General features: G+C 67.4%; 11 protein-coding genes. 5 read left to right on the forward strand and 6 right to left on the reverse strand.

The annotated features are described in order from the left end of the window. Positions 1-7 precede the first annotated feature (7 nt). Complete coding sequence (locus AB0M15_RS16575) at positions 8-1252, forward strand: homoserine O-acetyltransferase (protein ID WP_363818925.1); 1245 nt, start codon at positions 8-10, stop codon at positions 1250-1252. Here AB0M15_RS16575 and AB0M15_RS16580 read toward each other — a convergent pair. The 3 genes from AB0M15_RS16580 to galE form a co-directional block, all read right to left on the reverse strand. Beyond that, complete coding sequence (locus AB0M15_RS16580; protein ID WP_363818927.1) at positions 1205-4363, reverse strand: AAA family ATPase; 3159 nt, start codon at positions 4361-4363, stop codon at positions 1205-1207. The genes AB0M15_RS16575 and AB0M15_RS16580 overlap by 48 nt on opposite strands. A gap of 11 nt (positions 4364-4374) precedes the next feature. Further along, a complete protein-coding gene (locus AB0M15_RS16585) occupies positions 4375-4794 on the reverse strand; it encodes a cyclic nucleotide-binding domain-containing protein (protein ID WP_363818929.1) in 420 nt (139 codons plus the stop codon). Between the two features lie 99 nt (positions 4795-4893). Continuing rightward, a complete protein-coding gene (gene galE / locus AB0M15_RS16590) occupies positions 4894-5847 on the reverse strand; it encodes a UDP-glucose 4-epimerase GalE (protein WP_363818931.1) in 954 nt (317 codons plus the stop codon). Between the two features lie 131 nt (positions 5848-5978). Here galE and AB0M15_RS16595 point away from each other — a divergent pair, with 131 nt between their 5' ends. The 4 genes from AB0M15_RS16595 (at position 5979) to AB0M15_RS16610 (ending at position 10612) form a co-directional block, all read left to right on the forward strand. Continuing rightward, positions 5979-6716, forward strand: coding sequence for a phosphocholine cytidylyltransferase family protein (locus AB0M15_RS16595; RefSeq protein ID WP_363818933.1), 738 nt, complete (start codon positions 5979-5981; stop codon positions 6714-6716). A gap of 5 nt (positions 6717-6721) precedes the next feature. Next, on the forward strand, positions 6722-7798 hold the full coding sequence (locus AB0M15_RS16600; RefSeq protein ID WP_363818935.1) for an iron-containing alcohol dehydrogenase family protein: 1077 nt from the start codon (positions 6722-6724) through the stop codon (positions 7796-7798). Further along, the gene (locus AB0M15_RS16605; protein WP_363818937.1) at positions 7795-8505 is read left to right on the forward strand and encodes a tyrosine-protein phosphatase; all 711 of its coding nucleotides are present in this window, start codon (positions 7795-7797) and stop codon (positions 8503-8505) included. Before AB0M15_RS16600 ends, AB0M15_RS16605 begins: the two co-directional genes overlap by 4 nt. Before the next feature lie 157 nt (positions 8506-8662). Continuing rightward, the gene (locus tag AB0M15_RS16610; RefSeq protein ID WP_363818939.1) at positions 8663-10612 is read left to right on the forward strand and encodes a glycosyl hydrolase family 8; all 1950 of its coding nucleotides are present in this window, start codon (positions 8663-8665) and stop codon (positions 10610-10612) included. Positions 10613-10945: 333 nt separating this feature from the next. On the opposite strand, the gene AB0M15_RS16615 is transcribed toward AB0M15_RS16610, so the two are convergent. The 3 genes from AB0M15_RS16615 to AB0M15_RS16625 are packed head-to-tail and all read right to left on the reverse strand — an operon-like array spanning position 10946 to position 12449. Beyond that, positions 10946-11428, reverse strand: coding sequence for a nucleotidyl transferase AbiEii/AbiGii toxin family protein (locus tag AB0M15_RS16615; protein ID WP_363818941.1), 483 nt, complete (start codon positions 11426-11428; stop codon positions 10946-10948). Continuing rightward, complete coding sequence (locus AB0M15_RS16620) at positions 11311-11844, reverse strand: nucleotidyl transferase AbiEii/AbiGii toxin family protein (RefSeq protein ID WP_363818943.1); 534 nt, start codon at positions 11842-11844, stop codon at positions 11311-11313. Before AB0M15_RS16620 ends, AB0M15_RS16615 begins: the two co-directional genes overlap by 118 nt. Continuing rightward, on the reverse strand, positions 11844-12449 hold the full coding sequence (locus tag AB0M15_RS16625) for a type IV toxin-antitoxin system AbiEi family antitoxin domain-containing protein (protein WP_363818946.1): 606 nt from the start codon (positions 12447-12449) through the stop codon (positions 11844-11846). The genes AB0M15_RS16620 and AB0M15_RS16625 overlap by 1 nt, the downstream gene beginning before the upstream one ends. Positions 12450-12526: the final 77 nt, after the last annotated feature.

Below are 12526 nucleotides of genomic sequence, written 5' to 3' on the forward strand. Positions count from 1 at the left end.
CCATCCAATGACCCAGGATCGCCCGCCTGCCTCACCAGTCGATGCCCGGGGGCGGGACATCGGCGGCGAGCCAGGTAGTCCCGGTACGCCGGGAGCCCACCCCACACCAGGTCAGGTGGCCGGTGTGGGGTGGGTGGGCGATCCTGCCTCACCCTCCGTCCGGGTGGGAGGTGGTTGGCGGCCGGGTGATCCGGTGGCCGGCCGGCGGTTCGCGGAGATCGGGGACTTGAGACTCGAGTCCGGGGCCGAGCTGCCCGGAGTACTGGTTGCCTATGAGACCTGGGGCCGGCTGAACGCGGCCCGGGACAATGCCGTCCTGATCTGTCATGCCCTTACCGGGGACGCACACGTGGTCGGCCCGGCCGGCCCGGGGCAACTGACCCCGGGCTGGTGGGACGGCTTGATCGGCAGCGGCCGGTACGTCGATCCCGCCGACTGGTACGTCGTCGCCGCGAACGTCTTGGGTGGTTGCCAAGGCACCACCGGCCCGTCGTCGACAGCGCCCGACGGCAAAGCGTGGGGCAGCCGATTCCCCGCCATCACCATCAGGGACCAGGTAGCCGCGGAGGCCGCCCTCGCCACGCAACTCGAAATCGACAAGTGGACAGCGGTGATCGGCGGCTCGATGGGCGGAATGCGCGCCCTCGAATGGCCACTGCTCTACCCAGACAGAGTCAACACAGCGATCGTCCTGGCCTCGACAGGCTACGCATCGGCAGAGCAAATCGCCTGGTGCTCACCCCAACTGGCCGCCATCGAATCCGACCCCGCCTGGAACCAAGGCGACTACTACGACACCAGCGAAGCACCCACCACAGGCCTAGGTATCGCGAGAAGAATCGCCCACATCACCTACCGCTCCGAGTACGAGCTGGCCACCCGCTTCGGCCGCAACCCGCAAGGCGACGGCCGGTTCGCCATCGAGTCATACCTGGACCATCACGCCCACAAACTAGCCAGAAGATTCGACCCCGGCTCCTACGTCGCCCTCACCAAAGCGATGAACACCCACGATGTCGGCCGCAACCGCGGCGGTCTCACAAAAGCCTTGCAGGGCTTGAAATCCCGCCTGGTCATCGCAGCCGTAGACTCCGACCGCCTCTACCCGAGCAGGCTCTCCACAGAGCTCATCGATGCAAGCAAAGACGCCGGCCCGCTGCACCTGATCAAGTCCCCGTACGGCCACGACGGCTTCCTGATCGAGTTAGACCAGGTCGGCGCTCTGATCGCGGAGACGCTCGACAGCCGCTAGCGCGTACCTCTCCTCCAGCAGGTTCCCAAAGGTCTTCCAGTCCGCCGCGACCTTCCCGAACCCGGCAATCGCCGCACCAGAATCACCCCGGTACTCCGCCAGCAGCGCGGCCGCCGTCGCCAGCGAATACTCCCGCATCGGCAACAACGGAACGATCAGCCCGGCGACCCGCTCAGCCAGCTCAGGCAGATCCACCGCCAACCCAGCACGCACAAAGGTCGGCAACCGGGCAGCAAACTCGTGGCTCCCGGTCAGCACCTCCAACCCGAGCAACCGCTCAAGCACCTCCTGTACGCCGGCCCGATCCCCATCAGCAGCACGAGCCGTAGCCGCCGGCGCCCCACCGATCGCCTGGAAGTCCGGCCAATCGGTCTCGATCCCCAACCGATACGCCTCTTCAGCCGAAGCCCGCGCCCCCGGAATCCCCAGCTCGAGCTCGGCGCGAGCCAACGCCGCCAGCACCTCGATCCGCCGCAGAGTGATGAACGCCGGCCCCGGATCATCAAGTTGCGCACGGCAAGCAGCAATGACTTCCTCGGTCTGCCCCAGCTCCATCATCAGCTCGAGCACCGTGCAACTGAGCTGCTGCCGCAACTCCGCCAGCCGTCGCCGCTGGGTGAACTCCTCGGTCTCCTTGAGCGTCTCCAGCGCCGCCCGCGGTCCCTCGATCTGCCAGACCACGAACCCGTAGTTCAGCCACGTGACCGCCGCGTCCCGCGCCTTGCCCTCGTCGAGCAGCGCGCTCAGCGCGTCCTTCATGTCGACCACACCGCCGGTATCACCGTTGCCGACCCGCGACAGCCCACGCGCCTCCAGCGCCCGATGCGGTACGCCGTACCCGAGCTCCTCGGCCATCCGCAGCGACCGGTTGGCCGCCGCGATCGCCTCATTACGCCGGCTGGCGACCGTCAGGATGACCGCCTGCCCAGCCAGCGCGCCGACCAGATCCTCGCTCGGCCCGAAGCTCTCGAAGATCGACACCACTCGATCGATCGTCGCCAGACTCTCTTCCATACTGCTCATCGCGTACGTCGACAACCGCAGCGCCCGAGCCACCCCGACCAGATCGCCGACGGCATCGAATCCGACAACCGCCGACCGGTACGCCGCCAGCGCATCGTCCAGCCGCCCAGTCAGGAACGCCGCCCAACCCCACCGCGCCAGCACCTCGGGCCGGTCCGGATCGCCCTCTGGCGTAAGCCCCAGCGCCTGGTCGAGCAGGTCCATCGCCTCGGTCGCGTCCAGGTTCATCGCCTGCTCGGCCGCCCGACGCAGGTACCCGCGTGCGCGAGGAGCCAACTGCTCCACCAGTTCGAGATCCCCGACCGCATCGGCGAGCTGCAGCGCAGTACCGAGGTGATGAGCGATCACACTCGTCGTATCGCCTTGCCCAGCACTACATTGCGACTCCAGCCAATCCGCGGCCGCCACATGCCTGGCCGATCGGGCTGCTCGCGGGACCTGGCTGTAGGCGACGTCGCGAGTCAGCGAGTGCCAGAAGCTGTACTCCCGCTGCCCCTCCAGCGACGACTGCCTAATCGGCCGGACCAACTCCTTGCGCGCCAGCTCCTGCAGCTCCTGTACGACGTCCGCCGGGTCGCGATCCACCAGCGCGGCGACCGCCTCGGCCCAGAAGACGCGACCGATCACCGCCGCGTTCGCGAGCAGCGCTTTGCGATCGGGCTCGAGCGTGTCCAGCCGGGCGGCGATGATCGAGGTGATCCCCGACGGCAGGGCGACCGAACCAGGGCCCAGCTCGTTGACCATCCGGGCGAGTTCCTCGGCGTACAAGGGGTTCCCATCGGCACGGCCGACCAAGTCCGCTCTAGTGCGGGCGGGGAGCCGGTCGCCGACGAGGAGTTCGCCGAAGAGCTGGTCGGTCTCGGAGCCGGACAGCGGGGCGAGGCCGATCATCCACGCGTTCTGCTGCCCGCGGGTCCAGTGCGCGCCGCGTTCGAGCAGTTCGGGACGGGCTGTGATGACGACCAGAAGCGGCAGCTCTTTGACCCACTCGACGAGGTGGTCGACGAACGCCAGCAGCGCGTCGCGGGCCCAGTGCAGGTCTTCGAGCACCAGGACGGTCGGGTACGACTCGGCGAAGCTCTCCAGCAGCTCCCGCCAGGCAGCGAACGACTCTTCCTGCGCCACGGCGGCGGGTTTGCCGTCGGCCTCGGCGCCGACGAGTGGGCGTACGCGGGCACGCAACCAGGAACGGTCGGCCTCGGGCAGGATGGCTTCGAGCTTCTCGGCGGCCTGTGCGGGCGGGTCGCTTTCGCGGATACCGGCCTGGGCTTTGACGATCTCCGCAATCGGCCAGAACGGGCCTTCGCCGTACGGGAGGCAGCGGCCCTCCCGCCAGATGATCATGTCGTCGAGCTTGTCCAGCTCCGCGCCGAGCTCGGCGACCAGGCGGGACTTGCCGATGCCCGGTTCGCCGAGCAGCGTGACGAATTGAGGTGAGCGCTCGGCGACGGCCTTGTCGAATGCCATCCGGAGCAGAGACAGATCGCGTTGCCGCCCGACCAGCGGAGTGGTGAGGTCGCGGATCACGTCGGCGCCGACGCGGGCGCGCGGTTCACCGGCCTGCCAGCGTTGCAGCGGGCGGCGAATCCCCTTGGCAGCAACGGGTTCCAGCGGTTCGTAGTCGAAGACACGACTGGTTGCCGCGTACGTCGCCGCGCCGACGACGACCGCGCCGACCGGGGCGGACGTCTGCAACCTGGCGGCCGTGTTGACCACCAGACCGGTCACGAACGGCTCGCCCAGCTCAGGCCTGGCGTTGATCTCCACCAGCGCCTCGCCGGTCTCGATCCCGATCCGGACCTGAAGGGTGCCCGCGGCAAGCTCGTCGAGGATCGCCAAGCCGGCCCGGACGGCGCGCTCGGCGTCGTCCTCGCGGGACAGCGGTGCGCCGAAGACGGCCAGGATCGCGTCGCCGGCGAACTTCTCGACCGTACCGCCGAACCGCTCGACCGTGGTCTTGAGGGTTCGGTGGTACGGCGTCAGCCAGCGCCGGACGTCCTCCGGATCAGCCGCCTCGGCCGCAGCCGTGAACCCGACCAGGTCGCAGAACAGCACCGAGACGACCTTGCGCTCCTCCGCCGGCGGCATGAGGCGCTGGGTCAGCCCTGCGACTCGAGCAACCGGACGCGCGCGGCGAGACCCTTGAGCAGCGCCTCGGCGACGTCCGGGTTCGCCCTGACGACCTCCATGAAGGCGAGCGAGGACAGCGCGAACGTGGTCAGTCCGTCGGGCCCGGCGACGACGGTCGCCGAGCGCGGCAGGCCGTCGACCAGGGAGATCTCACCGAAGGAGTCACCCGGGCCGAGCGGCGCGCGGTCGACCCCGTTGACGGAGACCTCGGCGGAACCCTCCAGGACGACCTGCAGGCCGGCGTCGTCGCTGCCCTGCTCGGTCGCGTGGGCGCCAGGCTGGATCGCCAGCGTGGTCCCGCGGGTAACCAGCTCGGACAGAGTGTCCTTGGACAGCCCCGCGAAGAGGTCGACCTTCGCCAGGAAATGCGGCAGGCTCTCGTGACTCATGGATCGCACCCCTTGATCGGTGTCCGCCAGGCGGACAACAGTGAACTGCGCCAAAGGCTACAACCGCGAGGGGCCCACGACCACGGGGGTTCACCCGTCCTATGCCCGCGGCCAGGCTTCCCAGGCGGTGGCAAACATCTGGTCGACGGTGTAGGTGTTCTTCCAGCCCAGGTCGCGGGCGGCCAGCTCGCCTGAGGCGACGACTCGGGAGGGGTCGCCGGGGCGGCGGGGGCCCTCGGTGGGGGTGAAGTCGATGCCGGTGACCCGGCGGGCCGCGTCCATGATCTGGCGTACGGACGTACCGGTTCCGCTGCCGAGGTTGTAGACGGGCTCGAGGGTCTTGCCGTCGTCCAGGATCCGCGCGGCGGCGACGTGCGCCCGGGCCAGGTCGGCGACGTGCACGTAGTCCTTGACCGAGGTACCGTCCGGGGTCGGGTGGTCGGTGCCGTAGATCTGCGGCACCTTGCCCTGGGTGAGCAGGTTGCAGACGATCGGGAACAGGTTGTACGGGCTGGCGTCGTAGACCTTGGGGTCGCCGGAGCCGACCACGTTGAAGTAGCGCAGGGCGGTGTGGTTGAGCGGTACCGCCTTGGCCTGGTCCTTGAGCAGCCACTCGCCGATCAGCTTCGATTCGCCGTACGGACTCTGCGGGTCCGGTGCGGTCTGCTCGGTCACCACCTCGTCCTTCGGCGTGCCGTAGACGCCCGCGCTGGAGGAGAAGACGATGTTGCCGACGCCCTGCTCGGCCATCGCGTCGAGCAGGCTGACCATGGCGGTCACGTTCTGCGTGTAGGTGTGCATCGGGCGCTCGACCGAGACGCCGGCGTACTTGAAACCGCCGAGGTGGACGACGCCGCTGACTCCTTCGAGGGCCCGCCGGGTGGCGTCGCCGTCGAGCAGGTTGGCGTGCGTGAACGGTACGCCGTCGAGCAGAAACTCAGCCTTGCCGCTGGACAGGTCGTCGATCACCGCGACGTCGATCCCGTCCGCCTTGAAGGCGCGCACCACGTGCGATCCGATGTATCCGGCTCCGCCAGTCACCAGCCATGTCATGTCCCGATGCTCCCATCCGCTGCGTGGTGTTTTCATTCTCATTTAACCACACAACTACTCACGTTCAAACATAATCGATCATCTTGCGCCGAGTGGCATCGTTTGGGGTCAGGCCAACCTAGGATGCGCGGATGATCGGACTCGTCCTCGCCGCCGGTACCGGCCGCCGCCTGCGCCCGTACACGGACACGTTGCCCAAGGCACTCGTCCCGATCGGCCCGGAGACGACGGTGCTCGACCTGACGCTGGCCAACTACGCGGCGGTCGGGATCACCGATGTGGCGATCGTCGTCGGGTACGCGGCGGCGGCCATCGAGTCGCGGGTTGCCGGGTTCGAGGAGCGGTACGGCGTACAGCTCGAACTGGTCTTCAACGACAAGGCCGAGACGTGGAACAACGCGTACTCGCTGTGGTGTGCGCGCGATCTGCTCGGCGGCGGCGTGATGCTGGCGAACGGGGACACTGTGCATCCCGTGTCGGTGCAGGAGGCGCTGCTTTCCGCTCGTGGCGAGGATCGCTCGATCATTCTCGCCCTGGACACCGAGAAGACGCTGGCCGACGAGGAGATGAAGGTGATCTGCTCCGCTTCGGGTGGCGTCGAGCGGATCACCAAGTTGATTGATCCCGCTTCGGCATCTGGTGAGTACATCGGCGTCACACTGCTCGAGCCGTCGGCCGCGGTGGTCCTGGCGGACGCGTTGAAGGCGACCTGGGAGCGGGATCCGAACCTGTACTACGAGGACGGGTATCAGTTGCTGGTCGATCAGGGGCATCGGATCGACGTCGCGGGCATCGGGGCCGTCGACTGGGTGGAGATCGACAATCACGACGACCTGGCCCGCGCTCGTCGCATTCTCGGATTTGGCTAGCCGTCATGCCTTTGCTCGCGCGGATGGTGCCGGCGCCGTTGGTGGTCGACGTCCGGCGCGGGGCGCTGGCTGAGCTCGGGGCGATCCTGGCCGACCAGCGGATCTCGACGTCGGGGCGGGTCGCGATCGCCGTCGGGGCGACGTACGGGCCGATCGTGCAGTCGACCTTCCGCGACGGGCTGGCCGGGGCCGACTGGTTCACGGTGGACGGCGGGACGATCAATACGGCGATCAAGCTGGTCGAGCAGATCCGGCGGGAGCGGTATGACGCGGTCGTGGGAATCGGCGGCGGGACGGTGCTCGATGTCACCAAGTTCGCGGCCGCGCGACTCGGGTTGCCGATGGTTGCCGTGGCCACCAACCTCGCGCATGACGGGATCGCGTCGCCGATCAGCACTTTGGACAATGACGCCGGGCGCGGTTCGTACGGCGTACCGGCGCCGCTGGCCGTGCTGGTCGATCTCGATCTGATCGCCGCCGCGCCTGTGCGGTCGGTGCGCTCGGGGATCGGCGAGATCGTTTCGAACCTGTCGGCGATCGCGGACTGGCAGACTGCGCATGCCTTGCGGGGCGAGGAGATCGACGGGTTGGCCGTGTCGCTGGCCCGGACCGCTGCCGAGGCGGTGATGAATCACCCCGGTTTTGTCTCTGATGACGCGTTTCTGACTGTTCTGGCCGAGGGCTTGATCCTGTCGGGCATCTCGATGGTCGTCGCCGGGACCTCGCGGCCGTCGTCCGGGGCTTGCCACGAGATCTCGCACGCTATTGATCTGCTGCATCCTGCGCGGCGGGCTTTTCATGGGGAACAGGTCGGCGTCGGAGCTGCCTTCGCCTGGTTCTTGCGTGGTGATCTGCCGGCTTTCGAGGCGACTGTCCGCTGCCTGCATCGCCATGGGCTGCCGGTGCGGCCGTCAGATCTCGGCTTCAGCCTCGAGGAGTTCGAAGGGGTGGTCGGCTATGCACCCCAGACCCGGCCGGGCCGCTTCACCGTGCTGGAGGAATCCGCGTTGACCCCATCCCGGATCACGGCGAAGGCGAACGCATTGAACGACCGGATCACTGCCGTTTTGGAGGACGAGTGACTGCCGACCGGCATCTCGACTGGCCCAACTGCCGCAACGCCCGGGACCTCGGCGGGCTGCCTACCGCGGACGGCGGCTCCATCCGGGTCGGTGCCTTGATCCGCTCCGACTGCCTGCAGTTCTTGTCCGAGGAGGGGGTCGCGGCGGTCCGTAGTACCGGCGTGAGCCGCATCATCGACCTGCGCACCACCGCCGAGATCTCACGCTTCCCCACGCCCTTCACCGGCGACCCTCTCGGCCTGCACGTTCCCGTCCAGGACCCGGCCGACCCGCAGGACCACACCACCATCGTCGAGTCCTGCAACCTGATGCTCGACCTTCACCCCGACCGCTTCGCCGCCGCCCTCCGTGCCATCGCCGAAGCCCCCGACGGCCCAGTGATCATCCATTGCTACGGCGGCAAGGACCGTACCGGCATAGTCGCCGCCCTCGCCCTGATCATCGCAGGCGTCCCCGAGGACGAGATCGTCGCCGACTACGCCCTCACCCAATCCCGCATGGCCGGCATGCTCGCCGAACAGCTGGCGGCCGAACCAGACGAGTCCCTGCACCCGCACCTGATCGAGTACCGAGACACCCGCCCCGAATCCCTCACCGCGATCCTCCGCCACCTGGACACCAAGTACGGGGGCCCAATCCCCTACCTGGAACAAGCCGGCCTGACCTCCGCCGACCTCGACAACCTCCGAACCCGCCTCACCGCCTAGTCCACGCGGCCCCCCGGCTCCTCCCCCCGCCCTCAGTACTGATCTGCGTCGAGGTCTTGCGCTCCGTCGGGTGGGGATTTACCTTCGGCTAATCGTTAGGAAGGTTTCCTAACGATTGTTGCTGCAGGTCCTTTCCCCCACCGCCCGGAGGACGCTGATGTCGTACCTGACTCGAGGGCTGACCGCTGCCGCGGTCGCCACTTCACTTCTCTTCGCAATACCCGCGCTGGCCAGCTCCGCGTCGACCGACGCAGTGGCCGCAGACACCCTGCTCTCCCAGGGAAAGCCCGCCACCGCCTCGTCGATCGAGGGCACCGGATTCGAGGCCACCAAGGCCGTCGACGGCAATGCCACCAGCCGCTGGGCCAGCGTCGAGGCCCACGATCCCGAGTGGATCCGGGTCGACCTCGGCGCCACCGCGACCATCTCAAGGGTCAAGTTGAGTTGGGAGGCCGCGTACGGGAAGTCGTACAAGATCCAGACCTCGGCCGACGGCTCGACGGGCTGGACCGACGTCTTCTCGACCACGACCGGCAACGGCGCGACCGACGACCTGACGCTGTCGGGTAGCGGCCGGTACGTCCGCGTCTACGGGACGGCGCGCGGTACGGCGTACGGGTACTCGCTCTACGAGTTCGAGGTCTACGGCTCGATCGGCGGCGGTACCCCCGACACCACACCACCGAGTACGCCGGGCAACCTCGCGGCGACCGGTACCACCTCGAGCAGCGTTTCCCTTGCCTGGAACGCATCCACGGACAACGTCGGCGTCACCGGGTACGTCATCTCCCGCAACGGCGCGGAGGTCGCGACCGTCGCCGGTACCGCCTACACCGACACCGGCCGTACCGCCTCGACCTCCTACACGTACACGGTCAAGGCCCGCGACGCCGCCGGCAACACGTCCGGGGCGAGCAACACGGTCACCGCGACCACGCAGGCCGGTGGCGGCGGCGGACCGGCAGTTCCGTTCGGCAGTCACACAATCCCTTACGCAGCTGGGATGCTGACGCCGTCGGGCAGCCAGGCCGCGATCGACCAGAAGGTGATCGACTACTACCAGCAGTGGAAGTCGGCGTTCGTCAAGCAGAACTGCGGCAACGGCTGGTACCAGATCATCTCCCCCGACGCCGACCACCCGTACGTCGCTGAGGCCCAGGGCTACGGCATGGTCATCACCGCGACCATGGCCGGCGCCGACCCGGCCGCGAAGACGATCTTCGACGGCCTGGTCAAGTACATGCTCGCCCACCCCTCGGTGAACAACGCCGACCTGCTCGCCGCCGAGCAGAACACCTCCTGCCAGAGCGTCAACGGCTCCGACAGCGCCACCGACGGCGACATGGACGTCGCCTACGGCCTGCTGCTGGCCGACCGGCAATGGGGCAGCGCCGGGACGTACAACTACAAGCAGCTCGCGATCAAGCACATCAACGCGATCAAGGCGAGCGAGATCAACCCGAACACCAACCTCCTCACCTTCGGCGACTGGAGCACCTCGGGCGACTCGACGTACAACATGTCCCGTACGTCGGACTGGATGATCGACCACTTCCGCGCCTTCCGTGCCGCCACCGGCAACTCGGTCTGGGACACCATCCGCACCAAGCATCAGAGCGTCACCGCGTCCCTGCAGGCCAACTATGCGGCTACCACTGGCCTGCTGCCCGACTTCGTGATCAACACCAACACCACCCCGAAGCCGGCCACCGGCCAGGTCCTCGAAGACCCGAACGACGGCGCCTTCTGGTGGAACGCCTGCCGCGACCCGTGGCGCATCGGCGCCGACGCCGTCACCAGCGGCGACAGCGCGTCGCTGACCGCGGCCCGCAAACTCAACACCTGGATCAAGTCCAAGACCGGCGGCAACGCCAACAGCATCGCCACCGGCTACAAACTCAACGGCACCGCAATCGACTCCAGCAGCGACGCCGCCTTCTTCGCCCCCTTCGCCGTCACCGCCATGACCGACTCCAGCAGCCAAGCCTGGCTGGACGCCATCTGGAACAAGATGCTCGCCACCCCGATCGCGACGAACAGCTACTACGCCGCAAGCATCCAACTCCAGGTAATGATCACCGTCACCCACAACCACTGGGTTCCGTAACCCCGGTACGCCGAGCGCCCGCCAACCCAATTGGCGGGCGCTCCGTCGTTCCCCACGCCGCCTCCGATGGCCGCTCATGCGTCGCGACCACGTTCGGCGGCTCCCACCCACCCTGGGCGCGCTCCTCCGTCGCGCGCTTTGGTGAGAACACCCGCATCGCGCCTCACCTCATCGGGCATTCAGCGGCATCCGTGGAACTCCCGTTCCGTGCTCGGCTGGCCATAACCCCTACGCCCCCGCCGCTGGACCGGCCGCCGCAGACGCAGCACGCCGGCCCCTCGGGCACAGCCCGCTTCCCGAGCGTGCGCCTGGGTTTGCGTGGGCAACTGTGGGTCAGACCCATCGGCCTTGGTCTGGATCCCACCTTCCGTGCTGTGCCTCGCCTCTGATCAGTGGGTCTGCGAAGGCTGCGACCAGCTTGACCGTGTCCGCGAAGTCGGCCGGGTATCCAGATGCAGCCGAGCCTTGACGTCGTAGCCAGGCCGTGTAGGAGGACTGTCGTTGTTGTGGAAGATCGGTGATGACTGAACTGAGTGATCTCAGGGTGATCCCTCGGTACGCTGCCGTGATCGCGAGAGCAGTCGAGATTTCTTTGGCGTCGAGGGCATTGCCTCGCAGCAGGCGGTAAAGATCGCCATAGTCCCGGTCGCGGGTGTTGAGGTCGCCAAGTTCAATGGCTGTGGAGAGTTTTTCAGCGATTACGGTTGCGAGGGGATAGCCGAGAATGCTGAAGCCCTCTGCAGCCAGTAGCTGCTGGTACTCGATGAGCTGGGGTTCTGGGGTGACGGGATCGCCGAGGCTGACGTCGAGCTGCAACTTGAGACGGGCGCGGCGATGGAGGCCGGCATCACGAGGCGCAAACCGTGATAGCGGCCGTCTTCACGGATCGGAACGGTCTTCAGGCTCGCGGCATCGAACAGCACGCCGTCGTCGACCTCGGTCCCAGCGATTTCCGTGATTCGCCGAATGATCTCAGTGTCGTCACCGCTGAACGCTTGTCCGAGAATATCGATGTCCCGCGTCGCCCGGCGTGCGCCGAACTGCGCCAGGAGCAGGCCGCCTTTGAGGACGAAGTTGCTACCGCCCGCTGGAGATGTGGCCAGCCGGTAGAGAAAGCGTTCAAGAATGTACTCGATCATGACTTCGTCGGTCGAGCGGCCAGCGCGGCGTGCGGCATTGCGCAGGTCGTTGTAGACCCGGCCGGCGGTGCTGTCACGAGTGGGATTGACCATCAGGCAAGCACCGCTTCGATGGCTGGCCGAATGATGGAGAGGGCGTTCAGCTCGCGAGCGATCTGCTGGAGATCGCCGATCCCATCCGGCCCGCTGGTTCTCAAGTAGCGGCCGAGTGCCGCCAGCGCCAGCGTTTGCCCGATGCGATGGCGGTGTCGCATGGCGTCGACCACACTCCGGGCCGCATCGTAGACCGGGACGAATTCTCCTGCGGCCGCCTCGTATTGCTCGATGTTGAGGGTGAAGTTCTTGACCGCGTACTGCGCCACCACGACCGGTGGATACGAGATTGCGGGGCGGACGCTGCCACGTGGTACGGCGATATGGACAGCCGAGGGGATGTCGTCGATCAGCTCATGAAGAGCGAGGGCGGACTCGTCGCAGATGACGGCGTGAGGAGCTCTGGCATGCACTGCCAGCAGATCGGGGTGGGCGGTCTCGGGGGCCTCTGTCTGCCGGTATACGCCGTGCGACAGTTCATCCACCACTGCGTCGCTGACCAGCGTCGCCAGATCCCGGGGAGATAGGCCGGCCTCGCGAGCCTGCGCTGTGGTGAACGTGGGCGGCAGCGATGCCATCCGATGCCCCAGGCGAGATAGCTCCATGTATCGAATCCTACCCCTTGAGGGTACTGAGGGGTCGGATTCGATACACAGGTGCGCTCGCGAGTGATGGTGAAGCG

This window comes from Kribbella sp. NPDC051718 (assembly GCF_040681515.1).
In the GTDB taxonomy this organism is placed as follows: Bacteria; Actinomycetota; Actinomycetes; order Propionibacteriales; family Kribbellaceae; genus Kribbella.

Coding starts and splice junctions, on each gene's coding strand:
- AB0M15_RS16575 (WP_363818925.1), top strand. CDS start 8: ATGACCCAGGATCGCCCGCCTGCCTCACCAGTCGATGCCCGGGGGCGG.
- AB0M15_RS16580 (WP_363818927.1), bottom strand. CDS start 4,363: ATGCCGCCGGCGGAGGAGCGCAAGGTCGTCTCGGTGCTGTTCTGCGAC.
- AB0M15_RS16585 (WP_363818929.1), bottom strand. CDS start 4,794: ATGAGTCACGAGAGCCTGCCGCATTTCCTGGCGAAGGTCGACCTCTTC.
- galE (WP_363818931.1), bottom strand. CDS start 5,847: ATGACATGGCTGGTGACTGGCGGAGCCGGATACATCGGATCGCACGTG.
- AB0M15_RS16595 (WP_363818933.1), top strand. CDS start 5,979: ATGATCGGACTCGTCCTCGCCGCCGGTACCGGCCGCCGCCTGCGCCCG.
- AB0M15_RS16600 (WP_363818935.1), top strand. CDS start 6,722: ATGCCTTTGCTCGCGCGGATGGTGCCGGCGCCGTTGGTGGTCGACGTC.
- AB0M15_RS16610 (WP_363818939.1), top strand. CDS start 8,663: ATGTCGTACCTGACTCGAGGGCTGACCGCTGCCGCGGTCGCCACTTCA.
- AB0M15_RS16620 (WP_363818943.1), bottom strand. CDS start 11,844: ATGGTCAATCCCACTCGTGACAGCACCGCCGGCCGGGTCTACAACGAC.
- AB0M15_RS16625 (WP_363818946.1), bottom strand. CDS start 12,449: ATGGAGCTATCTCGCCTGGGGCATCGGATGGCATCGCTGCCGCCCACG.